This is a genomic window from Actinoplanes missouriensis 431 (assembly GCF_000284295.1).
GTDB classification, from domain to species: domain Bacteria; phylum Actinomycetota; class Actinomycetes; order Mycobacteriales; family Micromonosporaceae; genus Actinoplanes; species Actinoplanes missouriensis.
In genome coordinates this window covers 1,086,397-1,108,595 of record NC_017093.1, presented here as the reverse complement: position 1 = coordinate 1,108,595, position 22,199 = coordinate 1,086,397, and the positions used below count along the sequence as shown (strand labels likewise).

Annotated in this window: 20 protein-coding genes; 9 read left to right on the top strand and 11 right to left on the bottom strand. The window is 71.3% G+C overall.

What is annotated here, in order from left to right; all coding sequences use genetic code 11:
• Position 1: 1 nt before the first annotated feature.
• Positions 2 to 1,186 (bottom strand): xylose isomerase, encoded by a 1,185-nt coding sequence (xylA, locus tag AMIS_RS05220; RefSeq protein ID WP_014441152.1) that lies wholly within the window; start codon positions 1,184 to 1,186, stop codon positions 2 to 4.
• Positions 1,187 to 1,260: 74 nt separating this feature from the next.
• Between xylA and AMIS_RS05215 the strand changes: the two genes are divergently transcribed.
• Positions 1,261 to 2,406: an ROK family protein gene (locus tag AMIS_RS05215; protein ID WP_041829566.1), complete on the top strand. Its 1,146-nt coding sequence runs from the start codon at positions 1,261 to 1,263 to the stop codon at positions 2,404 to 2,406.
• A 596-nt stretch (positions 2,407 to 3,002) separates the two neighbouring features.
• Here AMIS_RS05215 and AMIS_RS05210 read toward each other — a convergent pair.
• Positions 3,003 to 4,631, bottom strand: coding sequence for a substrate-binding domain-containing protein (locus AMIS_RS05210; protein ID WP_331429000.1), 1,629 nt, complete (start codon positions 4,629 to 4,631; stop codon positions 3,003 to 3,005).
• Positions 4,632 to 4,954: 323 nt separating this feature from the next.
• Positions 4,955 to 6,013 (bottom strand): lactonase family protein, encoded by a 1,059-nt coding sequence (locus AMIS_RS05205; RefSeq protein ID WP_014441149.1) that lies wholly within the window; start codon positions 6,011 to 6,013, stop codon positions 4,955 to 4,957.
• Positions 6,014 to 6,121: 108 nt separating this feature from the next.
• Here AMIS_RS05205 and AMIS_RS05200 point away from each other — a divergent pair, with 108 nt between their 5' ends.
• Both AMIS_RS05200 and AMIS_RS05195 read left to right on the top strand, forming a co-directional pair.
• Complete coding sequence (locus AMIS_RS05200; RefSeq protein WP_014441148.1) at positions 6,122 to 6,313, top strand: hypothetical protein; 192 nt, start codon at positions 6,122 to 6,124, stop codon at positions 6,311 to 6,313.
• A 105-nt stretch (positions 6,314 to 6,418) separates the two neighbouring features.
• Positions 6,419 to 7,486 carry a LacI family DNA-binding transcriptional regulator gene (locus AMIS_RS05195; protein WP_014441147.1) on the top strand — a complete coding sequence of 356 codons (1,068 nt, stop codon included), beginning with the start codon at positions 6,419 to 6,421 and terminating at the stop codon, positions 7,484 to 7,486.
• 31 nt (positions 7,487 to 7,517) lie between these two features.
• Here the strand turns inward: AMIS_RS05195 and AMIS_RS05190 are convergent, their stop codons facing one another.
• The 4 genes from AMIS_RS05190 to AMIS_RS05175 are packed head-to-tail and all read right to left on the bottom strand — an operon-like array spanning position 7,518 to position 11,520.
• Entirely contained in the window at positions 7,518 to 8,117 is a 600-nt protein-coding gene (locus AMIS_RS05190) for a GTP-binding protein (RefSeq protein ID WP_014441146.1), read from the bottom strand.
• The gene (locus AMIS_RS05185) at positions 8,098 to 8,484 is read right to left on the bottom strand and encodes a DUF742 domain-containing protein (RefSeq protein ID WP_041829565.1); all 387 of its coding nucleotides are present in this window, start codon (positions 8,482 to 8,484) and stop codon (positions 8,098 to 8,100) included. Before AMIS_RS05185 ends, AMIS_RS05190 begins: the two co-directional genes overlap by 20 nt.
• Positions 8,474 to 8,896: a roadblock/LC7 domain-containing protein gene (locus tag AMIS_RS05180; protein ID WP_041829564.1), complete on the bottom strand. Its 423-nt coding sequence runs from the start codon at positions 8,894 to 8,896 to the stop codon at positions 8,474 to 8,476. Before AMIS_RS05180 ends, AMIS_RS05185 begins: the two co-directional genes overlap by 11 nt.
• A complete protein-coding gene (locus tag AMIS_RS05175; protein ID WP_014441143.1) occupies positions 8,893 to 11,520 on the bottom strand; it encodes a sensor histidine kinase in 2,628 nt (875 codons plus the stop codon). Before AMIS_RS05175 ends, AMIS_RS05180 begins: the two co-directional genes overlap by 4 nt.
• Before the next feature lie 311 nt (positions 11,521 to 11,831).
• Here AMIS_RS05175 and AMIS_RS05170 point away from each other — a divergent pair, with 311 nt between their 5' ends.
• Positions 11,832 to 12,515 (top strand): hypothetical protein, encoded by a 684-nt coding sequence (locus AMIS_RS05170; protein ID WP_014441142.1) that lies wholly within the window; start codon positions 11,832 to 11,834, stop codon positions 12,513 to 12,515.
• Positions 12,516 to 12,528: 13 nt separating this feature from the next.
• Positions 12,529 to 13,611, top strand: coding sequence for a hypothetical protein (locus tag AMIS_RS40245; protein ID WP_014441141.1), 1,083 nt, complete (start codon positions 12,529 to 12,531; stop codon positions 13,609 to 13,611).
• 39 nt (positions 13,612 to 13,650) lie between these two features.
• On the opposite strand, the gene AMIS_RS05160 is transcribed toward AMIS_RS40245, so the two are convergent.
• Both AMIS_RS05160 and AMIS_RS05155 read right to left on the bottom strand, forming a co-directional pair.
• A complete protein-coding gene (locus AMIS_RS05160) occupies positions 13,651 to 14,178 on the bottom strand; it encodes a hypothetical protein (protein ID WP_014441140.1) in 528 nt (175 codons plus the stop codon).
• Between the two features lie 148 nt (positions 14,179 to 14,326).
• Positions 14,327 to 16,336, bottom strand: a complete 2,010-nt coding sequence (locus tag AMIS_RS05155) for a M48 family metallopeptidase (RefSeq protein WP_231859237.1) — start codon at positions 16,334 to 16,336, stop codon at positions 14,327 to 14,329.
• A 68-nt stretch (positions 16,337 to 16,404) separates the two neighbouring features.
• Here AMIS_RS05155 and AMIS_RS05150 point away from each other — a divergent pair, with 68 nt between their 5' ends.
• Positions 16,405 to 17,613, top strand: a complete 1,209-nt coding sequence (locus AMIS_RS05150; RefSeq protein WP_014441138.1) for a cytochrome P450 — start codon at positions 16,405 to 16,407, stop codon at positions 17,611 to 17,613.
• Positions 17,614 to 17,625: 12 nt separating this feature from the next.
• On the opposite strand, the gene AMIS_RS05145 is transcribed toward AMIS_RS05150, so the two are convergent.
• Positions 17,626 to 19,086, bottom strand: coding sequence for a family 20 glycosylhydrolase (locus AMIS_RS05145; RefSeq protein WP_014441137.1), 1,461 nt, complete (start codon positions 19,084 to 19,086; stop codon positions 17,626 to 17,628).
• On the opposite strand from AMIS_RS05145, the gene AMIS_RS05140 reads away from it, so the two are divergent.
• Positions 19,085 to 19,630, top strand: a complete 546-nt coding sequence (locus tag AMIS_RS05140) for a GNAT family N-acetyltransferase (protein ID WP_014441136.1) — start codon at positions 19,085 to 19,087, stop codon at positions 19,628 to 19,630. The genes AMIS_RS05145 and AMIS_RS05140 overlap by 2 nt on opposite strands.
• On the top strand, positions 19,623 to 20,129 hold the full coding sequence (locus tag AMIS_RS05135) for a GNAT family N-acetyltransferase (protein WP_014441135.1): 507 nt from the start codon (positions 19,623 to 19,625) through the stop codon (positions 20,127 to 20,129). Before AMIS_RS05140 ends, AMIS_RS05135 begins: the two co-directional genes overlap by 8 nt.
• 89 nt (positions 20,130 to 20,218) lie before the next feature.
• Here the strand turns inward: AMIS_RS05135 and AMIS_RS05130 are convergent, their stop codons facing one another.
• Positions 20,219 to 21,178, bottom strand: coding sequence for a helix-turn-helix transcriptional regulator (locus tag AMIS_RS05130; protein ID WP_051042387.1), 960 nt, complete (start codon positions 21,176 to 21,178; stop codon positions 20,219 to 20,221).
• 65 nt (positions 21,179 to 21,243) lie between these two features.
• Between AMIS_RS05130 and AMIS_RS05125 the strand changes: the two genes are divergently transcribed.
• Positions 21,244 to 22,197 (top strand): ABC transporter ATP-binding protein, encoded by a 954-nt coding sequence (locus tag AMIS_RS05125; RefSeq protein WP_041830525.1) that lies wholly within the window; start codon positions 21,244 to 21,246, stop codon positions 22,195 to 22,197.
• The last annotated feature ends 2 nt before the right edge of the window (positions 22,198 to 22,199 follow it).

The following is a 22,199-nucleotide window of genomic DNA, read 5'->3' as shown; positions in this document are numbered from 1 at the left end:
GTCAGCGGGCTCCGAGCAGGTGCTCGATCGCGAGCTGGTTCAGCTTGACGAAGCCGAAGCCCTTGGCGCCCACGGCGTCGGCGTCGTAGTCCTCGAACGCGCTGCGGTCGGCGAGCAGCTCGGCGTATCCCTCGCCCGGGTTCAGGGTCGGGGTCTTCAGCTCCGCGACCTTGCTGGCGGCGAGCGCCTCCTGCACCTCGGGGTCGGCGCGGAACGCCTTGGCCCGCTCCTTGAGCAGCAGGTACATCCGGATGTTGGCCTTCGCCGACTCCCAGACGCCGTCGTAGTCCTCGGTACGGGACGGCTTGTAGTCGAAGTGACGGGGTCCGTCGTACGCCGGGGCGCCGTCCGGGCCGTTCTCCAGGAGGTCGACCAGCGAGAACGCGTTGAGCAGGTCACCGTGGCCGAAGACCAGGTCCTGGTCGAACTTCGGGCCGTGCTGACCGTTCAGGTCGATGTGGAACAGCTTCTTGTGCCACAGCGCCTGGGCGATGCCCTGGGTGAAGTTGAGGTTCGACATCTGCTCGTGCCCGGTCTCCGGGTTGATGCCGAAGAGCTCGGGACGCTCCAGCTCCTGCACGAACGCGATGGCGTGGCCGGCGGTCGGGAGCAGGATGTCGCCGCGGGGCTCGTTCGGCTTCGGCTCGATGGCGAAGCGCAGGCCGTAACCGCGGTCCTCGGAGTACTGCGCGAGCAGGTTGAGCGCCTCGCGGTAGCGGTCGAGGGCGGCGCTGACGTCCTTGGCCGAGTCGTACTCGGCGCCCTCGCGGCCGCCCCAGAGGACGAGCGTCTTCGCGCCCAGCTCGGCGCCGAGGTCCATCTGGCGCAGCACCTTGCGGATCGCGTAGCGCCGCACGGAACGGTCGTTGCTGGTGAAGCCGCCGTCCTTGAACACCGGGTGGGTGAAGAGGTTGGTGGTCACCATCGGGACGATCAGGCCGGTCTCGTCGAGCGCCTTCTTGAAGCCCGCGATGATGCCGTCGCGGGTCTGGGCGTCCGAGCCGAAGGGCACCAGGTCGTCGTCGTGGAACGTGATGCCGTAGGCGCCGATCTCAGCGAGCTTGTGCACGGCCTCGACCGGGTCGAGTGCCGTACGCGTGGCGTCACCGAACGCGTCACGAGCCTGCCATCCAACGGTCCAGAGACCGAAGGAGAACTTGTCTTCGCGTGTGGCCTGGACAGACACGGTTACCTCCGGGAAACGCGGTTGATTTGTTTAGTGGTTGAATTATTTGCTCAGGATGTGGCATTGTCAAGGGCGTGACGGCTCGCCTGACTTCTCGTTCCAGTGCCCCCGTCCGACAGTCGAGCGTGCGAGCCCATAATCTCGCGCTGGTGCTGCATACCGTGGCAAACAGCACAGATCGGCTCTCCCGCGCGGGAGTTGCCGCCGTCACCGGGCTCACCCGGGCCACCGTCTCCGCGCTCGTCGACGACCTGATCGCCGGTGGGCTGCTCACCGAACTCGACCCGCCACCGCGTACCGGTGCCGGCCGTCCCGCCGTCGGCCTCGCGCTCAGCGCCGCCGGTCCGGCCGGGCTCGGCTGCGAGATCAACGTCGACTACCTGGCGGCCTGCGTGGTCGACCTCACCGGCGCCGTCCGCCAGCGGTTCGTCGAGCACGCCGACCAGCGCGCCTCCGACGCCGCCGGCTCGCTGGAGGCCCTCGGCCGCCTCGCCGCGCGGGCCCGGCTCGCCGCCGAGGCCGAAGGGCTGACCGTGGCCGGGGCCGCCCTCGCCGTGCCCGGCCTGGTCACCGGCGACGGAGTCGTCCGGGTCGCGCCCAACCTCGGCTGGCAGGACGTCGACGCCCCGGCGCTGCTGCGCGCCGTCCCCGAGTTGGCCGACCTGCCGATCGGCGTGGACAACGAGGCGAACCTGGCGGCGCTCGGCGAACTACTCGTCGACCCGGCATTCCTCAGCGGCGGCGGCCGCCCGACGTTCCTGTACGTCTCCGGCGAGGTCGGCATCGGCGCCGGGCTGGTCCTCGACGGCGAGCTCTACCGGGGCGTGCGAGGCTGGAGCGGCGAGATCGGGCACGTCACGGTCTACCCCGACGGCCGGCCGTGCCGGTGCGGCGCCCGTGGCTGCCTGGAGCAGTACGCCGGCCAGGAAGCCCTGACCGGCGACGAGCCCCTGGCCGCGGCCGCCCTCGGCATCGCGCTGGCCGCCGTGGTCAATTTGCTGGACGTGCCGGTGATCGTGCTCGGGGGCGCCTACGCGCCGCTCTTCACCGAACTGCGCGCCGGAATCGAGGAGGAGCTCACCCGCCGGGTGCTGACCTCGGGTCTCGCTCCGGTGGCGCTGCGCCCGGCCGCACTGGGCGCCGACGCCGCGATGCGAGGAGCCGCCGACACGGTGATCCGGGCGGTCCGGGACGACCCGGCGGCCTGGCTACGCCGCTGACCGCGCTTCCTTGCTCCCGCGCTGAGGGCGATGAGCGCGCTCGCAGAGCAGCAATCGCAGAGCAGCACTCGCAGAGCAGCACTCGCAGAGCAGCACTCGCAGAGCAGCACTCGCAGATCTTGGAAACGCCGGTGCCGGCTGGCGCTCAGCGCGGACAAAACGGGCAGCTGACAGCACTGGCAACCAGCCGGGCGCGCCGAGCTGGCTTCCAGCGCTGTCGGCGGGTGCTCAGACAGCACTGAGCGCCGGCTGGTCCGGCTGGCGCTCCGTGCTGGTCCAGCCGGTCCGGCTGGCTTTCAGGGCTGGTCCAGCCGGTCCGACTGGCTTTCAGCGCTGTCCGGCTGGCCCGGCTGGTGCGCAGTGTCGGCGCGGCTTTGGTCACGCGGGCGGGCGTGGCCGACCTGCGCTGACCGCGAGCGGCGCCCCGGCCTGCGTTGCACCGGTAGTGAAAGGCGCCGGACGGCCTGGGGACGGCAGGGAGGTCGCGTTGTCCTCACGGGGACGGGGCCGGCCCGGCAGGGGCGGCTATCTCCGTACCTCGGGGAAAAGAACGACCGCCGCCCAGCTGGACGGCGGTCGCTCGGAATGCGTGGGGCTCAGTTGGCGCCGGTTCGGGTTCCGATCGCCTCGAGGAAGATGTCGCTGATGCGGGCCGGGTCCTGGGCGATGAAGACGCCGCTGCCCTTCACCGTTGCGGAGATCTCGTCGAGCTCAGCCTTGTTGACCTCGTTACCGATACCGATCAGCACGAGGCGGACCGGCCTCTTCGGGTCGACGGCCTTCTTCAGCTGGTCGAGGAACTCGCCCCGTTCCAGGCCGTCCTCATTGAGGTTCTCACCGTCGGTGAAGAGGATGACCGAGTTGCTGCGGCCGGCCTTCCAGTTTTTCTGGACTTCCTTGTACGCCGCGAGAACCGTGTCGTAGAGGCCGGTGTTGCCCGCCGGAACCGGGTCCAGGTCGGAGATCGACTCCTGGAGCCGCTGGCGGCCCGAGGTGAGCGGGGTGATCGGGACGAGCTCCTTGTAGGGGAGGTTGCCGTCCAGTTTCGTGGAGAAGCGCCAGACGCCGACCGCCCACTTGTTGTTGAACAGGGCCAGACCGCCGCGCGCCGCATCCTGGGTCACCTGGGCCCGGGTTGCGCCACCGGCAGTCGGCACGGCCTTGTCCATCGAGCCGGACACGTCGAAGACGGCCAGCACCCGGCCGGGCAGGGTGGTCGCCACCCAGGAGCCGACTGCCTGGCTCAGCTCCTTGCCGCTCACGCCGGACGCGGCCTTGCCACCGCCCTCGGAGCCGCTCGACGATTTCACCGCGGGTGAGGCGGCCGGGGCGCCGACCGGGGCCTGGAAGCCCGAGCCGTAGGTGCCGTCCGGAGCGCGCAGGCCGACGGTGGCCAGGTTCTCCTTGAAGCCGGCGCCGGCCAGCTGGGCGAGCAGCGCGTCGGCGGCGGCCGCCTTCTGGGTGTCCACCACCTGCGGCATCACCGCGTACGGGTAGTCGAGGGGCTGCGGCGCCGGTTCCATGTAGAGGGCGCTGAGCTGGACCGCGGGACGCTGCGCGTTGAACGCCACCACGTCCTCCTCGGAGAGCGGGGCGGCCTGCAGGCTGTTGCCCAGATCGTTCGCGTCGGTGGATTTCGGGAACTGCTGGAGCAGTTCCTCACGCAGCGCGGAACGGTTCTCGGCGAGCGCGGTCAGCACCTGCACCTTCTTGAGCTTGCCCTCCTGCGTGGTGCCGGCGTTGGCGCCGACCGCGAGGAGGCTGGTCAGGCCGGCCGCGTCACGCGTCGGGTCGACGATGCCGACCTGGAGCGTGCTCTCCGTGCCGAACTGGGCCAGCAGGTCCCGCCACGCCATCTTCTTGTCCGGCCAGCCGAAGTTCTTCGCCACCGGCTCCGGCATCGCGAGGACGAGGGGGCTCTGCGCGACCGAGGCGATCTTCGTCGGCTTGAAGCCGGGGGCCTCCTGCTGCAGGCGCAGCAGCCAGGTCGACGAGTCCGGGAGCCACACGTCGGGGACCACGACCGACTCCGGCGCGGTACCCAGGCCGGCGAGCGCGACGTCGTGGTCGCGGGAGACCGCGCCGGCGATGTCGGCGGGGTTCTCGTCGGCGACGTCGACAGCGACGCACGTCCCGGAGACCTCGGCTCCGCCGGCCGTCCACTGCTGAGCGATCTGCTGGACGGCGGGCGCGATTTCGGGAGCGGCGGCAACGGACAGTCGCACGGATCCGGTACACCCGGAGTCCGCTAACTGCTGATAACCGAGCCACGTCCCCGCAATTACGACGACTATCGCCATCGCACCTCCGACGACGCCCGCTCCCTTTGCGTTGAAGTTTCTACGATGGCGGCCAGACACGCGCTCCATAGTGTCGAGCCCGGAAGCTGAATGCCATATACGTTCGGACGAAAATTACTCAGATTGGCGTTTCCCTATCCAAGAAACACCCTGAGTGACGACTCGGTGTCGATCAGTATCGACTTTTGCGGCAGGCACGCCGGATTTGCCTCAGAAGATCACAGACGTGCCCGCCTGACCGATCTCGCCTATGGCCTGATCATCGGAGGATTCCAGCGCAGAAGACAGGTGGGGCTGGGCTCTCCGGTCGGCTCCCCTTGCGACCCGGGAATTCCGGTGTCCGGGTCGACGCGAAAAACGGTCACGTTGTGTGAACGCTGATTGGCTACGTAGAGGTGATCCCCGAGCAGAACCATGTGCCTCGGCCACACCCCGCCGGCGGGCACCTCGGCGATCAGGGTGAGCGACTCGCCGTCCCAGGAGAAAGCCGAAACGGTGTCCGGTCCCCGGTTAGCCACATAGACGTGCCTGCCATCGTTGCGAATGGCGATCTCCGACGGGTGGACCGCGCCTGACGACTGGCTGGCGGCGACCGTGCCGGCCGGCGTGAGGGTCGGTCCGCCCGCCGGCCGGTACCAGCTCACGTCGCCGGTCAGCTCGCCGGCGAGCAGCACCGTGCCGCCGGTCGAGCGCACCAGGTGACGCGGGCCGGTGCCGGGTTTCGCCTCGACCGCGGGGTCGGGCAGCGAAAGGCGCCCGGACACCGGGTCCAGCCGTGAGCGCCACACCCGGTCCGAGCCGAGGTCGGAGATGAGCACGTCGGCGCCGTTCGGGTCCGGGACCACCTGGTGCGCGTGCGGCGAGGACTGACGCTCCGCGTTCGGGCCGGAACCCTGGAGCTGGAGCAGGTCGCTGCGCCCGGCCGGGACGCCGTCGGCGTCCAGCGGGAAGACCGCGACCGATCCGCCGCCGTAGTTCGCCACCACCAGGTGCCGCCCGTCACCCGTCACCGCGAGGTGACAGGGGTCGGCCCCGCCGGTGCTCTGCGTCCCGAGCGGGATCAGCGAGCAGTCCGGCGCGACCGAGAACGCGGTGATCGTGCCCTGGTCCAGCTCGTTCACCGCGTAGAGGACCGGCAGCGTCGGGTGCTGCGCGAGGAAGGACGGCGACGGGGTGCGCGCCGCCAGCCCGAGCCGGGTGAGATCACCGGTGGCCGGATCGCGGCGGAGCAGCGTGATGCCGTCGCCCTCACCCCCCTTGTCACCGGTGTAGCAGCCGACGAAGACGTATTCCGCGCTGGAGACCATGGTTCGATCCCACCACACCGGACGGATTCCGCACGTTTGCCTCGCCTTCTTGACCGGTACAGAAGCGACGGTTACTGTACCGGTACAGACCGAAACAGGAGGCAAGTCATGGAACTACCAGCCGCGTACCTCCGTGGCGTCCAGGACGTGACCCGTGAGGTCCTGAGCGCCCGGCCGGACGCGCCAGTCGTGGCGGAGGCCGAGCCCGTGGCCCGTACGCCGTGGTTGCGCGCCTCGCTCGCCAACGCCCTCTACCGTGCGTCGTGCGCGGTGGCCCCCGCCGGCCACCGCCCGGCCTGAGCTTTCCTCGGTCCGGGACCGGGATCGTCTTCCGTCACCGTCCGATGAAAGGCGATCCCGGTTCCGATGAAAGGCGATCCCGGCTCCCGGGGATACCGTGTGGACATGCCCAGGGTGACGCTGCAGACCATCGCCGACCGGGTCGGCGTGAGCCGGATGACGGTGTCCAACGCGTTCTCCCGCCCCGACCAGCTCTCCCCCGCCCTGCGTGAGCGGATCCTCGCCGCCGCGCAGGACCTCGGATACGTCGGTCCGGACCCGACCGCCCGCGCCCTCGCCAAGGGCACCACCGGCGCGGTCGGCATCCTGCTCACCGACTCGCTGCGCTACGCCTTCACCGACCTGGTCGCCGGTGGGTTCCTGGCCGCCATCGCCGGGGAGCTCGCGCCGACCGGGCTGGCGATCACGCTGCTCACGTCCGCGGCCGCCGGAGACGTCGTGCCCGCGCGCGACGTCGCGATCGACGGCGCGGTGGTCTACTCCTGCGACCCCACCTCGCCGGCCGTCTCCTGGCTGCGGCGGCGCAACCTGCCGATGGTCTTCGTCGACCAGGACCAGGTGGACGACGTGGCGAGCGTCAACATCGCCGACCGCGCGGGCGCCCGGGCCGCCGCCCAGCACCTCATCGACCTCGGTCACCGGCGATTCGCCATCGCGATGAACGGGGAGAACGGCCGGCACGGCTTCATCACCGACCCGTCCACGCTGATCGAGGGTCACGCCTCCCACCAGCGGCGGCTCGGCTGGTCCGACGTCCTGGAACCCGCGGGGGTCAAGCCCGCGTTCCTCCGTCACCCTCTGGAGAAGACCGAGGACGTACGCCGTGACGCCCGCGTCCTGCTCGCCGCGGAGGACCGGCCGACCGCGTTCCTGTGCTTCTCCGACACCACTGCGGTGGGCGTCCGCCAGGCCGCCGAGGACCTGCGCCTGCGAGTCCCGGAGGACCTGTCGATCGTCGGATTCGACGACGGGCCGGATGCCGTGCGGATGCAACCGGCGCTGACCACCGTGCGCCAGGACGTGGTGGCGAAGGGGCAGGCCGCCGCGGCCGCGCTGACCGAGGCGATCCGGCGTTCCCGGGGCGGCCCGGCCGGTCCGGTGCCGCACATCATGCTGCCGACCGAGCTGGTGATCCGGGACAGCAGCGGGCCGGCGCCGCGGACCCCCGTCTGATCCGCGCCGTCCCGCCCGGCCAGGGCAGGGGTCAGCGGCTTCCGGCGGCGGCCAGCTGGCGGCGCGCCACGTACTCCACCAGCTCGATCAGCACGTTGCGGGCGGCCACCTGGTCACGGGCGTCGAAGAGCACGACCGGGACGCCCGGGTCCAGGTCGAGCGCCCGGCTCACCGCTTCCGGCGCGAAGCGCTGCTGGGTGTCGAAACAGTTCACCGCCACCACGAACGGCGTGCCCCGCTGCTCGAAGTAGTCGATCGACGGGAAGCAGTCGGCCAGCCGCCGGGTGTCGGCCAGCACCACGGCGCCCAGCGCACCCTGCGACAGCTCGTCCCAGAGGAACCAGAAACGGTCCTGCCCGGGCGTGCCGAAGAGGTACAGCTGCAGGTCCTCGGTGATCGTGATCCGGCCGAAGTCCATGGTCACCGTGGTGGTGGTCTTGCCCTCCACGCCCGAGACGTCGTCGGCGCCCTCGGCCCCGGTGAGCACTTCTTCGGTCTGCAGGGGCCGGATCTCGCTGACCGACCCCACCATCGTGGTCTTGCCCGCGCCGAAACCACCGGCTATCAGGATCTTGAGCGCGACCGGGATGCGCGACGAGCCGCCGTTGCGGTCAGAGCGCACGGAGTCCATTGACAACCGCCTTGAGAACGTCGACGTCGTGCGGCTGTGTGGCCGCCGGAGGTTCGTACAGCGAGATGAGCCCCGCTGAGCGTAGATCACCGAGAAAGACCCGGACCACGCCGATGGAGAGGTCCAATTGGGACGCCAGCTCCACCACCGAGATCGGCTCCCACGCCGCCGCGACGATGGCGTGGTGCTCGGGTTGCAGCTGTGGACCGATCGGCAGATCGGGAACGGTGGCGACCACGAACGCGACCAGGTCGAAGTCGCCGTCCGAGGGGGCGACCCGGCCTCCGGTCATCGCGTACGGCCGGACCACCGGTCCCGCGTCGGAGTCCAGCCAGTCGTGTGTCACACGCGGCTGCTCAGAGGGCATCGGACGGCGCGAGCACCGACCGCTCCGGCGCGCTCATGATCTGACCCACCCGGGTGACGAGCATCGCCATCTCGTAGGCGATCAGGCCCAGGTCGGCGTCGGCGGAGGCCAGCACGGCCAGACAGGCGCCCTGACCGGCAGCGGTCACGAAGAGGAAGGCCTCCTCCATCTCCACCACGGTCTGCCGGACCTGGCCCGCCTGGAAGTGCCGGCTCGCGCCCTTGGCGAGGCTCTGGAAACCGGCTGCCATGGCGGAGAGATGTTCGGCGTCCTCCCGGCTCATCGCCGCCGAGGCGCCGAGCATGAGCCCGTCGGCCGAGAGCACCACGGCCTGCTGCGCGGTTGGCACCCGTTCGACGAGATCGTCGAGGAGCCAGGTGAGGTTCGCGCTCTGCTTCGTCTGTGCCACTATGCGTCCTTCTCCAGCCTGAGGTTCTCTCCGGTGCCGTACGCGCGGTCGCCGTCCGCCGCGTCGGTCCCGGATGGTGCGTTGTCCCGGGCCGCCGTGACGTCCACGAGGGTCGGGAAACTGACCGTATCGTCCGCGCGCTCGGTCTCCGCCGCGGCCGTTTCTGTGCGAGCGGCGTCGACGCGGCCGCGGTTGGTGCCGAGTTGCAGGGCGCTCATCAGCGTGCGAACCTGCTCCGGGCTGCGCGCCGGGGCGGTGGACTCCTGCTCCACGGCCGGCTGGCGCAGCTGCGGGGCGAGACTCGCCTGGCGTACCCGTTTCGGCAGGCCGTCGTCGTCCGTGGTCTCCGCCGCGGAGGGCCGGCGTTGCGCCGGCACGACGGGCGTTTCCGGCGGCGGCGCGGAAGGACCGGAATTTCTGGGTACGGCCCGGATCCCGCCCGTGCTCTCACCCGGCATCTCGATCGGCGGGTTCGGCTTGCGGCGGACCCGGCGCCGCTGCACCAGGCCCTCGGCGCTCAGTTCATCGGCGATCAGGCTCGGTGCCGGGCCACCCGGATCCGTGACGGCGTCGGCAGGCGTCTCCTCGGCCGCCCCGCGACGGCCCGGCACGGTCACCTCGCGCAGCTCACCGGTGCCCTGCCACTGCAGCGACGCCAGCGACTGCCGCAGCGGGTCCTCGCTGCCGGAGCCGACGAGCGGCGTGTCGAGCCCGCCGGAGGCGGGTCCGATCGGCAGCGCCGGCCCGGGGACGCTCGTCACCAGGTCACCGGGGAGCAGCACGATCGCGGTGATGCCACCGTACGCGGAGGCCCGCAGCGAGACCCGGATCTGGTGCCGGTTCGCCAGCTGAGCAACCACGAACAGGCCGAGCCGGGCGCTGTCGGTGGGGTCGAAGTCCGGCGGCTCGGCGAGCCGGCGGTTGGTCTCCTCGATCGCCTCCGGGGCCATCCCGAGGCCGCGGTCCTCGATCTCGATGGCGTAGCCGTTCGGCAGCACCTGACCGACCACCTGGACGCGCGCGTGCGGCGGCGAGTACGACGCCGCGTTCTCGATCAGCTCGGCGAGCAGGTGGATCACGTCACCGACCGCCCGGCCGAGCACCGCCGACGAGGTGATCGTGCGGATGTCGATCCGCTTGTAGTCCTCCACCTCACTGATCGCGCCGCGGACCACGTCGATGATCGGCACCGGGTTGCGCCAGCCGCGCCCGGGCGCCGCGCCGGCCAGGATGACCAGGTCCTCGGCGTGCCGCCGCATCCGGGTGGCGAGGTGGTCGACCCGGTAGAGGTCCTCCAGCTCCTGCGGCTCGGTCTCCCGGCGCTCCATCTTGTCCAGCAGCGAGAGCTGCCGGTGCAGCAGGGTCTGGCTGCGCCGGGCGATGTTGAGGAAAACCTCGTTGATGCCGCGCCGGACGTTCGCCTCGTCGACCGCGGACTGCACGGCCGTACGCTGCACCGCGTTGAACGCGTGACCGAGCTGACCGATCTCGTCACCGCCGTACTCCAGCGGGGGTGTCTCCACCTCGACGTCGACGGCCTCGCCGCGCTGCAGCCGCCGGACCACCGCGGGCAGGCGCTCGGACGCCATCTCGAGGGCCTCGCGCCGCAGCCGGATCAGGCGCCCCACGATCGATCGGCCGAACCGGACCGCCACGAAGATCGATAGCACGAACGCGACCAGGCCGAGCAGGCCGGCGATGCCGAGCCGGAGCAGAACGCTCGCGGCCAGCGGGACGGCGTCCTCGGCCACCTCGTCGACCGACCGCAGCACGAAGTCGCTGAGCTCGGCGTTCGTCCGGTCGTACGTCGGCTGCCAGCTCTCGCCGCTGACCGGCGGCGGCCCGCCCGCGTAGCTGTCGCCGATGAGCGAGTTCTGCATGATGTCGAGGTCGACGAAGGCCGGGCTGGTGATCACCCGCGAGTAGTCGCCGCGCGCGCTCTCCGGCATGTCCTCCACACCGGACTTGAGCAGGTAACGCGAGTTGGCGATGTCCTCGATCAGGATGCCGCGGTTGATCGCGTGGATGTAACCCGCGGCGTTCGCGCCGGCCAGCATCGCGTCGACCCGGCTCAGGTGCTCCAGCCCTTTGAGCGCGTCGATCAGCCCGCGGACCTCGCGGTCGACCCGCTCGTGGAAGAAGATGGCCGCGGTGGCGGAGACCTCGAACGCGGCGTCGATCACCGCGCTGAAGTCCCGCACCACCGGCAGGACGTCCTTGATCAGCCGGTCGTCGATGCCCGCGCGGGTCTCCGGCAGCTCGTCGAGCAGGGCGAGCATCTCGTCGACGCGGGTCCGCACCGACTCGGTGAGGTCGGCCTCGGCGACGGCCCGGCGGAAGGTGGTGGCCGCCTCGTCGGTCGCGGCCCGCTCGCGGTTCAGATCGGTGGCTGTCGGTTTGGCGGCGGAGACGTAGATCGCCGAGAAGTGCCGCTCGCGCTGCAGCTGAGCGATCAGTTGCAGTCCCGGGTTGCCGAGCTTGTGCACGGCGTCGCGGGCCTCGATCAGATTGAGCGCCGGACCGGCGGTGACCACCGTCGCGAAGATCCAGAGGGCGAGCAGTGCCGCGAGCGGCACCGCGACCATCGCGGTGATCTTCGAACGGATCGACCAGTTGCGGCTTCTCATCAGGCTCCGCCCGAGGGGTTCGGTAGGAAACGATCTATACGCCGGCCCGCCCGGCGACCGATCAGAATGGGACGGCCACCACGCCCGAGTCATGCGCTCGGCGAAGAATACGTAATGACGTGCGTCTCAGCTAGCTCCCCGATCTCCCGGATGTGGTGCATCCGTCCTGTTTGTCCAGCCAGATCGGCGTGCGATCTTTTTTGAGAGATCGTCGGGTGCACGACAGTCCGCCGCACCGCGCAGTGGGTGAACACGAGGATTGGCGGCCGGTACGAGTTGGGCATACCTCCCGTGGAAGAAGGAGGAACCTGATGTCCGCCACCGCCACCATCGTCCTGATCGTCGTCGTCCTACTCGTGCTGGCCGCGATCGTGCTGGGTGTCCGTGCCATGCGGCGCCGCAAGCTCCAGCAGACCTTCGGACCCGAGTACGACCGCGTGGTCGCCGATACCGGAAACCGCACCGAGGCCGAGCGTGAGCTGCACGAACGCACCAAGCGGCACGCCCAGCTCGAACTGCGTCCGCTGTCCGGCGAGTCGCGTGCCAAGTACGCCACCGCCTGGGAAGAGGTCCAGATCCGGTTCGTCGACAACCCCAAGGAAGCCGTCTCCACCGCCGACGAGCTGGTCACCGCCCTGATCGCCGAGCGCGGGTACCCGACCGGCGACTACGACGAGCGGCTCGCCAACCTCTCCGTCGAGCACGCCGCCACTCTGGAGCACTACCGCGCCGCACACGAGATCAGCCGGCGCAGCAGGAACGGCGAGACCGAGACCGAGGACCTGCGTCAGGCCCTGGTCCACTACCGCGCTCTCTTCGCCGACCTGCTCGGCGAGGACCCGGTCGGACACGCGAGCACCCCGGCGCCCCGCCCGGCCGCCGACGACCACACCGCGATCTCCGGCGATGCGCCTGCTCGTACCGTGAACGACACTGAGGACACCGCCACCGAACCCGGCGTCGCGCGTTCCCGCCCCGACGCCACCAGCCGCTGAGGAGCACCCGACGATGCGCTTCTTCTCCAACGAGGCCAAGGACAACGCCGAGGACCACGACGACGTCCGTACGCGGGACGACGAGCGTACGCAGCAGGCCGAACCGGTGGTGCCGCAGCAGCGCGCCGGATCGCCGTGGCAGCACGGGCCTGCCGACGCGGACCGGCCGGTCGCCGAGCCGGCACCGCAGCCCACCGCGTTCGGGGCGTCCACTGTGGGTGGTGCGGTCGCCGCGTCGGCGATGGCCGAGCCGCGTCCCGCCGGAAACCCTGACGCCGACCGGCCCACCGACCGCACCACCGACGCCGCGTCCGGCGTCGCCGACGACCGGACCGTCCCGCTGGACAGCCGCCTGGAGGAAGCGGGCACCTGCGCGCAGGAAGCGGGCACCCGCGCGCAGGAAGCGGGCACCCGCGCGCAGGAAGCGGACGCCCGCACGCACGACCACGCGGACGACCGGCTGCGGGACCAGGCGGACGGCCTGCCGCGGGAGTCGGAGGCCGACCGGACCGTCACCATCGACACCACCGCCCAGAACCGGATCGACACCGGCGACCAGGACCGGACCGTGCCGATCGGGCAGCGCCCGGCGGACACCCACGACGACGTCGACCTGCCGCTGGACCTGGACGAGCCGCCGCGCGGCCGGCACACCGACGACAGCGACGCGGCCGCCGACTCGGTGATCGAGGACCGCGGCACCTTCGAGGACCCGAAGGTTCTGGACGAGGCCGAGCGGACCGACCCGGTCGACGCGGCCGTCGACGACAAGGGCACCTTCGAGGACCCGCAGGTGGTCACCGCGCCCATCCCCACGACCGAGACGGATCACTCCGCCGGCCCGGCGCCGTTCTTCCCCACCGCCGAGGTGCAGGCGCTCAAGGACCGCTGGCGCGATGTGCAGCTGCGGTTCGTGGACGACCCGAAGGCAGCCACCGGCGAGGCGGCGCAACTGGTGGACGAGGCGGTGGACCGGCTCACCGCGGCACTGCGCGAGCAGCGCGGCTCCCTGGCGAAGGGCCACGACGACACCGAGGCCCTGCGCGTGGAGCTGCGCGCCTACCGGGACATCCTGGACCGGCTGCTGGGCCTGTGACCCGCTAGAACCGAAAAGGGGGAGCCGATCGGCTCCCCCTTACTCGTGCGCTGAGTACAACGGCTCCGGCGCCTCGTTCTCCTCCGGCGGCGCGGACACCGACGGCTCCGGGTCCTCGGTGACCTCGTCGCTCGGCTCCGCGGACGGCTCCGACGAGGGCTCCCCCTCGAAGCTGGGGCTCGGCGGGACCACCGGGTCACTGGGCGGCGGTGACGGAGGCGGTGACGACGCGACGGCAGGCGAGGACGGTGACGGCGACGGAGAGCCGGGCGTCACGACGACCGCGGCCGGGCTCATCGACGTCCGTTTCACCGCCGGGCTCGGCGCGGTCTCGCCGTCGTCGCCGGAATCGGGGTAGACCCGGATCCAGTCGGCCTGGTCCGGCGTCTCACCGGCGCCGACACCACCGAAGTCGATGTCCGATTCCGGTCCCTGCTCGCCCACCACGGTCGAGGGTCGCTCGTTCGGGGCGACGTCGGCGGTCCCGAGCTGAGCGCCGAGCCAGAGGGCCGGTCCGACCCCGACCGCCACGATGGCTCCGAAGAGCGTCGACGGACCTCGTGCCATGGCGCCCTCCCCCGGGTATGGAGACGATCGTCGCGCCTCCCCGGCAGTCGTGCTACCCATTTCAGGTGCCGGCGAAGCGAACAACCTCCGAGGTCATTGTGACCCAAAGTGACGTAATGGTTGCTCATCCGTCAGGGATGAGACTGTCCTAGCCTCCGGTACGGGCATCGACCGCTCCCGGTTCAGCGACTCCCTCCGCCGGGGGCCGCGCGGCGGGCACCACCGGCCGCGTCCCGGTGAGGAACGTCACCGTCTCCTCCCAGACTTTCCAGCCGCCGAGCAGCTCGTCCGTGTCCAGGGCGGGGCGCAGCGTCACCCCGTCGCCGTCACGCACCTCGATCGTCCAGCCCTTCCGGCGCCCGGGCAGCGCCGTCACCCCCGTCACGTCGGCGAACGGCAGGAACCGGCTGCCCGGCTCCGGCGTGGAGGCTGGTTCGGGTCGCGCCGTGACCGGCACCCCGTCCGCGGCGATCCGGGCCAGCCGCCGTTTCGACTCCGGCCCGCGTCCCCGGGGCAGGCCCGGCACCAGCAACAACCCGAGATCCGTGATCAGCAGGTCGGTACGCGAGCCGTCCACGGTCAGATTGACCAGCCCGCCGAGGACCGGACGGGCCGGCCCGCCGTCCCCGGCCGGCGCCGCGAGGTCGACACCGATCTTCTCCAGGTACTCACGCACCGCCGGGACGGTCTCCGGTTCGGCCGCGGCCTGCGCCAACTCGGCGAGGTTGAGGTAGGCGCCGTCGACACCGACCACCTCGGCCGCGCCGGTCCAGCTGTGCCGCCACCGCACGATGCCGCTGCGCAGGGCCGCGAGCGCCATCATCAGCCCGAGCAGGTCGATAATCCGGTCGGTGGCGGCGCCGGGCGATGCGCCGGGGAACAGCGTCTCCGCCGCCGAGCGCAGCCGGCCGTCGGCGGCCAGGTCGAGCACCTGCGCCGGGCCGCTGATCTCGGCGCCCACCGCGCGGGAGATGGTGGCGAGCGCGGCCTCGGCCTCCCGTTCCATCTCCGCGGTTCGAGCGATGCTGAGACACTCGTCCCAGGTCACGATGGTGCGCCCACCGGCTGGATAGGCGACGTCCTGCAACGCCCGGCCGAGCTGCGGCAGATCCGGAACCCGCTCCACGGTCTCATCAGGAGAGTCGGTCTGATCAGGAGAGTCGGTCTCGCCAGGAGCAACGGTCTCGCCAGGAGCAACGGTCTCACCAGGAGCATCGGAATCCTTCGCAGCGTCCGAGGATTCCGGAGGCGCCAGCGACGCGAGCCGCTCCGCCAGCGGCGGATGGGTGTCCCACGGACCGGCCGGCTCCGGCTCCTGCCCGCGCAGCACCGCCATCTCCGCCGACCGCGCGGCAAGCACCCGCAGCAGCCCGCCGAAGACGTCATCCGGCACATATCCGGCCTGCCAGCCCGGCCCCAGATACTCCGCGTGGAACAACCGCTGCATCCCGGCGAGCGCGGGCAGATCGCGCAGCACGGCGGCGACGGCCTCCGCACCGGCGTGCCCGGCCGCGATCCGGTCGGCGGCCAGCTCCTGCTCACGGCTGAACGGCGTGTCGATCCGCCGGTACAGCCCGGCCCAGGCCCGCAGCGCGATCCCGGCCGGATTGCGGCGCGAGATCCGGGGCGCCACCCGGCCGACGGCGACCCGCCCGCGGTAGGCGAGCGGCGCCCACCGGCTGAGCCGGGGCGAGTAGTGCGCCAGCTCGTGGGTGACCGCGGCGCTCAACCGATCCGGGCCCCAGGCCTGGAGCAGCGGAAGTCCCAGGTACAGGTCGCGGCGGCCGCCGACGAGCCCGAGCAGACGGGTCCGTTCGCCGACCGTGACACCCGCGTCGGCGACCACGGCCAGGGTGGCCGGGGACGGCACGCCGGCGGCCACGGCCGCGGCGTCGACCAGGTCCCAGAGCCGGGGCGCGCGGTCCCGGGTCACCGTCACCCCGGCCGGCAGCCGCCTGCGGGTGTGCAGGGCGCGCCAGGTCGCGTACCCGGCGGCGCCGAACGTGGCGATGCTCAGCGGCACCCCGGCCCGCAGCGCCACGGTGCTCGGCAGCAGCCACAGCACCGCGCCGAGCGCCAGCAGCACGAGGGCGAGCTGCGCCCCGGCCACCAGTACGAATCCGGCAAGCGCCGCCGCTGATCGTGCACCCCTGCTCAAACCGTCGTCCTCCCCGAGAAACCGTCCCAGCCTAGTTTCACGTCCTCGCATCCGGTTATACGTGCGCCATGGCCGACCTCGATCAGACTCTCGCCGTCGCTCTCAAGGGGTACGCGTGGCTGCCCGATCTGCGCCGCCGTGCCTCCGGCGCGCCGGTGCGGACCCGTGTCATGGGACAGCCCGCCGTCGGCATCTGCGGTCCCGCCGCCGCCCAGTTCTTCTACGGCGCCGGCAACCTGGAACGGCACACGGCACTGCCGAGCCTGGTCGTGCACACGCTGTTCGGCGCGGGCGCGGTGCACACGCTGGACGGGTCGGCGCACCGGCACCGCAAGGCGCTCTTCTCCGGCCTGCTGCTCGGTGAGGACGGCATCGACACCCTGGCGAAGCTGGCCGGTGAGGCGTTCGACGGGGCCGCGGCCGGATGGCGGGGCGGCCGGGAGATCTCGCTCTTCGACGAGACGGCCCGGATCATCGCGAAGGCGGTGACGCGCTGGGTGGGCGTACCCGAAGAGGAGCGTGAGCTGACCGCCCTGGCCCGGGATCTCGTCGCCATGGTCGACGGATTCGCGACGGTGGGTCCGCGCTTCGCGCGGGCCTTGGCGGCACGCGAGCGGCAGGAGCGCATTCTTTCCAAGACAATTGCGAGGGTACGGGCGGAAGCTCCCACGCCGGAGCCGATCTCGGTGATCGCGCACCACACCGACGACGGTGTCCTGCTGGATCCTCGCACGGCAGCGGTCGAACTGCTCAACGTCATCCGTCCGTCGACGGCGGTGGCGTGGTTCGTCGCGTTCGCCGCCCACGCTCTGGACCGCTGGCCGCGGCACGCCGCCCGGCTGCGCGCCGGCGACGACGAGTTCACGACGGCGTTCGTGCACGAGGTGCGCCGCTTCTACCCGTTCGCGCCGTTCCTCGGCGGGCGTGCCGCCCGTGACCTCCACTTCCAGGGTGAGCCGATCCCGAGCGGGACGCTGGTGCTGCTCGACGTCTACGGCCAGAACCACGACCCGGACCTCTGGGAGGACCCGTACGCGTTCCGCCCGGAACGGTTCCTGGGCCGCGAGATCGGCGACTTCGACCTGATCCCGCAGGGCGGCGGCGACCCGCGCACCGGCCACCGCTGCCCCGGCGAGAAGATCACGATCGCCCTGCTGGGAACGCTGATCCAGCACCTGGCCCGGCTCGACTACTACTTGCCGCCGCAGGACACCACGATCGACCTCTCCCGAATCCCGGCGATTCCCCGCAGCCGTATCAAGCTCGTCGTCCCCTGACCGGCCGCCGGGTCAGGGCCAGGGGATCTCCGCGGACGGGTGGTAGCTGACGCCGGCGGCTGCCCAGCGGGGGGCGAAGGCTGCCAGCCGGGTGCGGAACGAGTCCCAGTCCCGGACGCTGCGGGGTGACCAGGCCACCTCGGCGATCGCGGGGAGGCGGGGGAACGTCAGGTACTGCACGTCGGCGACGCTGCGCAGGGTCTCCGACCAGAGCGGCGCCTCGACACCGAGCAGCGCCGACTCGGGCACACCGGGCAGGCGGTCGGCCGGGTCCCACTCGTACGAGCGGCGGACGTCGACGTGACCGGCCCAGTCCAGCCCGATCCGGGTGTCCGCGTCGTACTTCATGTCGAGATACGTCCGGTCGGCCGGGGCCATGATGACTCGCCGGCCGTCCGCGGCGGCCCGTGCCGTGTCGTCGTCGGTGGCTTCGATCCGCCAGAACTGCACGACAGCGGTCTCCGGCAGCTCGACCGCGGCGATCTCGTGCCAGCCGATCGCCCGCTTGCCGTACTTGCCGGGCAACGGCAGCACCCGCCCCAGGAACGCCCGGTAGTCCTCGGCCGGCGTGGAGAGACACTCGTCGCCGCCGATGTGCAGGTACGGCCCGGGGGTCACGTCGGCCACCGTCCGGATCACGTCCTCGACGAACGCGTACGTCTCCTCCTTGCCGGCCACCAGCGAGCTGTATCCGACCTCGGCGTCGGTGCGCTGCGGCACCGGCTGCCCGTCCGCGGTCAGCTCCGGGTACGCGTGGTGCACCGCGTTCACGTGTCCCGGCATGTCGATCTCGGGCACGATCGTGACGAAGCGGGCGGCCGCGTAGTCGACGATCCCGGTGTACTCGGCGAGCGTGAGGAAGCCCGGCCCGGCGCCGTCCACCCCGGTGCCCGCGCCCCCGCTGATCTCGGTGAGCTTCGGCCAGCCCGGGATCTCCAGACGCCAGCCCTGGTCGTCGGTGAGATGCAGGTGCAGATGGTTGATCTTGAACTGGACGAGCAGGTCGATGTGCGCCTTGATCTCGTCGGCGGTGAAGAAGTGCCGGGCGATGTCGAGCATCGCGCCGCGGTACTCGTAGCGCGGCGCATCCTCGATCACCCCGCCGGGCAGGACCGGCGCCAGCTGGAGCAGCGTCTGTACGCCCCAGAACAGGCCCTGCGGCGTGCCACCGCGCAGGGTCACCGCGTCGTCGGTGATCTCGCAGGTGTAGCCCTCGGCGGGCAGCGACGGGTCGAGCTCGAGACGGATCGCACCGCCGGGTCCGATCGGGATCGTCCCGCCGGTGACCCGGGCGAGCTCCGCGGCCAGGTGAGCGGCGACGCCGGCGGCCTCGGGGACGGCTGTCACACCCGTACCCTCAGTGATCGTGAACGATGCGGCCGGAGCCGGCCGCACGGAGGCGGGGTGAGGAATGACATCGCCGAGTCGCTTCGTCAGAGGGCGCACTCGTAAGACTCTAAACTGTTTCTCCATGACGATCACCACGCGTCATGGCCTTCTCGGCGATGAGCAGCTTCTCCACGACCTTGCCGTCCGCACGTTCGGGCTGGCCTGCCCGCCGAGCATGGCGCAGGCGGACATCGACGCGTTCGTCGCGGCCCACCTCTCGGTCGACAGCTTCACCCGGTACCTGTCCGACCCGAACCGGATCATCGTGCTGGTGTCCGAGGACGATCAGCCGGTGGGTTACTCCATGCTGGTCTGCGACCGGATCACCGACCCGGACGTGGCAGCCGTGGTCGACGAGGCGACGAGCATCGAGCTGAGCAAGTTCTACCTGCTGGCCGAGGCCCACGGCAGCGGCGCGGCGCAGGCGCTGATGACCGCGACGCTCGCCACCGCGGCGCGGACCGGCGCGGAGACCTGCTGGCTCGGCGTGAACCAGCAGAACGTGCGAGCAGCGAAGTTCTACGCGAAGCACGGATTCGACATCATCGGGGTGAAACGGTTCCTGGTCGGCTCCGAGTGGTGCGACGACCACATCCGGCAGCGGGCTCTATCCTCGCGGGATGGCTGAGGTACGGGCGGCGCACGCCACCGACGTCGCGGCGATCCACGACATCTGCACCAAGGCGTTCCACGCCACCTACCAGGGCGTTCTCCCGGCCGGTTACATCGGTCGCATGCTCGCCGAGTTCTACCCGCCGGACCGGATCGCCGGGCGGATCGCGCCGGACTCACCGGGCTGGCTCGGTTACCAGGTCGTCGAGGAGGGCGGCCGGGTGCTCGGCGTCGCCGCGGGCGGTCTCACCGCGGCGAGCGCGGCGGAGCTCTTCATGATGTATCTGGAGCCGTCGGAACGCGGCCGCGGCCTAGGCACCCTGCTCCTGAACCGGGTCACCGAGCAGGTCCGCGAGCTGGGCGCGACCGAGCTCTGGGTGGCCGCGGTGGTCGGCAACGACCTCGGGGTGCCCTTCTACGAGGCGCGCGGCTTCACGATCCAGAGCAAGCGCCGGGCCTACGGCTCCACGGACGCCGAGGACGTCTGGTCGTGGCTGCTGCGGAGATCCCTGTGAGCCGGCGCACGGCCGTGACGAAGAAATGTCGTACCCCGTCGATACGTTGACCGTGCGGTTCGGCGCCACGGGGGCGCCGAACCGTCCCATCACGACACCGTGGTGTTCCTGATCAGCGTCTCCCCCGCCCGGCGGGCGCGATCGCGCAGCTCGGCCGGTGACTCGATGACGAACGGCGCCGACAGCACCCCGAGCACCATGATCGGCCAGCCCAGGTCGTCCACGCTCATGGTGAGCCGGCAGGACGACGCGGTCACCGGCGTCACCGCGCCCCAGTGGCCGATGAAGGACCGGACCGTATCCTCCGGCGCCTCGATCAGCACCGACACCTCGTAACGGCTCGGGATGGTGGCCAGCCGTGAGCGCAACCAGACCACCGGATCGCCGCCCGGCAGCTCGCGCGGCCGGAACCGCGCGCCGGTGAGCGACGGGCCGCTGAGCCGGTCCACCCGGAAACTCCGCCAGTCGCCGCGGTCCAGGTCCCACGCCACCAGGTACCACCGGCGGCCGAGCGAGACCAGCCGGTGCGGCTCCACGTGCCGGCGCATCGCCTCGCCGTCGCGCGGCGCGTAGTCGAACCGCAGCCGTTCCTCACCCCGGCACGCCATCGCGATCGTCGTCAGCGTCACCGCGTCGAGCACCGGTCCGCCACCGAGCACGCCGGGCGCGGTGACCGCCTGGAGCGCGTCGATACGGCGGCGTAGCCGGGGCGGGAGCAGCTGGATCACCTTGGCGAGGGCTCGTACCGAAGTCTCCTCGAAACCGGCCACCGCGCCGGCGGCGGCGCTACGCAGCCCGACCGCGATGGCGACCGCCTCCTCGTCGTCGAGCAGCAGCGGCGGCATCGCCGCGCCGGCCTGCAACTGGTAACCGCCTGCCACGCCACGGCTGGCGTCAACCGGATAGCCCAGCTCACGCAGCCGGTCGACGTCGCGGCGCAGGGTCCGCGGGCTGACCTCGAGGCGGTCCGCCAGCTCCGAGCCGGGCCAGTAACGATGGGTCTGCAGCAGCGACAGGAGCCGCAGCATCCGGGCACTCGTGTTCGCCATGTCCTCAGACTCCATCACATTGCGGTCAGAAACTGGCCGCTTCGAACTCTAGCGTCGACACCATGATGATTGAGACGCGAGAGCTGACGAAGATGTTCAAGGACGTCCGCGCGGTCGACGGCATCAATCTGACGGTGGCTCGCGGCGAGCTCGTCGCCCTGCTCGGGCCGAACGGCGCCGGCAAATCCACCACGCTGCGGATGCTCACCACGCTGATCCCGCCCACCTCGGGCAGCGCGCAGGTCGCCGGCTTCGACGTGGTCCGCCGGCAGCGCGACGTGCGTCTGCGGATCGGATACATCGGACAGGGCAACGGCGCCGGGCACAGCCAGCGCGGACGCGACGAGCTGATCAGCCAGGGCCGGGCGTACGGGATGCCGGTGCGCGCTGCCCGGACCCGGGCCGGCGAGCTGATCGACTCGCTGGGGCTGAGCGACGTCGCCGACCGCACCGTCTCCACCCTCTCCGGCGGCCAGCGTCGCCGCCTGGACATCGCGATGGGCCTGATCCACGCCCCGGAGCTGCTCTTCCTCGACGAGCCGTCGACCGGGCTGGACCCGCAGAACCGGGCCAACCTGCAGGAGCACATCGTGCGGCTACGCGCCGAGCACGGGACCACCATCGTGCTGACCACGCACTATCTCGACGAGGCGGACTCGATGGCCGAGCGGGTGATCGTGATCGACCACGGCCGGATCATCGCGGACGACACCCCGCAGCAGCTCAAGGCGAAGCACGTGGGTGACCGGGTGATCCTGGGTTTCGGTTCTCCCGTGGATGCCGCGCAGGCGGCGAAGGCGCTGGGGGCGCCGGTGGCTGACGGCTGCGTCCGGCTCGTCGCCGAGGACGGCCCGCGCGAGGCGCCGCGGATCCTCGACAGTCTGCGCTCCGCCGGCCTCGCCCCGGACTCGATCGAGGTGAAGCGCCCCACCCTGGACGACGTCTTCCTCACCCTGACCGGCCGCAGCCTGCGCGAAGGCGGCGCGGCGGACACCGAGCCCGAACTCGTGGAGGCCTGATC

Bases quoted from the DNA above. Each gene is read 5' to 3' on its own strand.
- AMIS_RS05205 (WP_014441149.1), bottom strand. From the start codon at position 6,013: ATGGTCTCCAGCGCGGAATACGTCTTCGTCGGCTGCTACACCGGTGAC.
- AMIS_RS05200 (WP_014441148.1), top strand. From the start codon at position 6,122: ATGGAACTACCAGCCGCGTACCTCCGTGGCGTCCAGGACGTGACCCGT.
- AMIS_RS05195 (WP_014441147.1), top strand. From the start codon at position 6,419: ATGCCCAGGGTGACGCTGCAGACCATCGCCGACCGGGTCGGCGTGAGC.
- AMIS_RS05190 (WP_014441146.1), bottom strand. From the start codon at position 8,117: ATGGACTCCGTGCGCTCTGACCGCAACGGCGGCTCGTCGCGCATCCCG.
- AMIS_RS05185 (WP_041829565.1), bottom strand. From the start codon at position 8,484: ATGCCCTCTGAGCAGCCGCGTGTGACACACGACTGGCTGGACTCCGAC.
- AMIS_RS05175 (WP_014441143.1), bottom strand. From the start codon at position 11,520: ATGAGAAGCCGCAACTGGTCGATCCGTTCGAAGATCACCGCGATGGTC.
- AMIS_RS05170 (WP_014441142.1), top strand. From the start codon at position 11,832: ATGTCCGCCACCGCCACCATCGTCCTGATCGTCGTCGTCCTACTCGTG.
- AMIS_RS40245 (WP_014441141.1), top strand. From the start codon at position 12,529: ATGCGCTTCTTCTCCAACGAGGCCAAGGACAACGCCGAGGACCACGAC.
- AMIS_RS05160 (WP_014441140.1), bottom strand. From the start codon at position 14,178: ATGGCACGAGGTCCGTCGACGCTCTTCGGAGCCATCGTGGCGGTCGGG.
- AMIS_RS05150 (WP_014441138.1), top strand. From the start codon at position 16,405: ATGGCCGACCTCGATCAGACTCTCGCCGTCGCTCTCAAGGGGTACGCG.
- AMIS_RS05140 (WP_014441136.1), top strand. From the start codon at position 19,085: ATGACGATCACCACGCGTCATGGCCTTCTCGGCGATGAGCAGCTTCTC.
- AMIS_RS05145 (WP_014441137.1), bottom strand. From the start codon at position 19,086: ATGGAGAAACAGTTTAGAGTCTTACGAGTGCGCCCTCTGACGAAGCGA.
- AMIS_RS05135 (WP_014441135.1), top strand. From the start codon at position 19,623: ATGGCTGAGGTACGGGCGGCGCACGCCACCGACGTCGCGGCGATCCAC.
- AMIS_RS05130 (WP_051042387.1), bottom strand. From the start codon at position 21,178: ATGGCGAACACGAGTGCCCGGATGCTGCGGCTCCTGTCGCTGCTGCAG.
- AMIS_RS05125 (WP_041830525.1), top strand. From the start codon at position 21,244: ATGATTGAGACGCGAGAGCTGACGAAGATGTTCAAGGACGTCCGCGCG.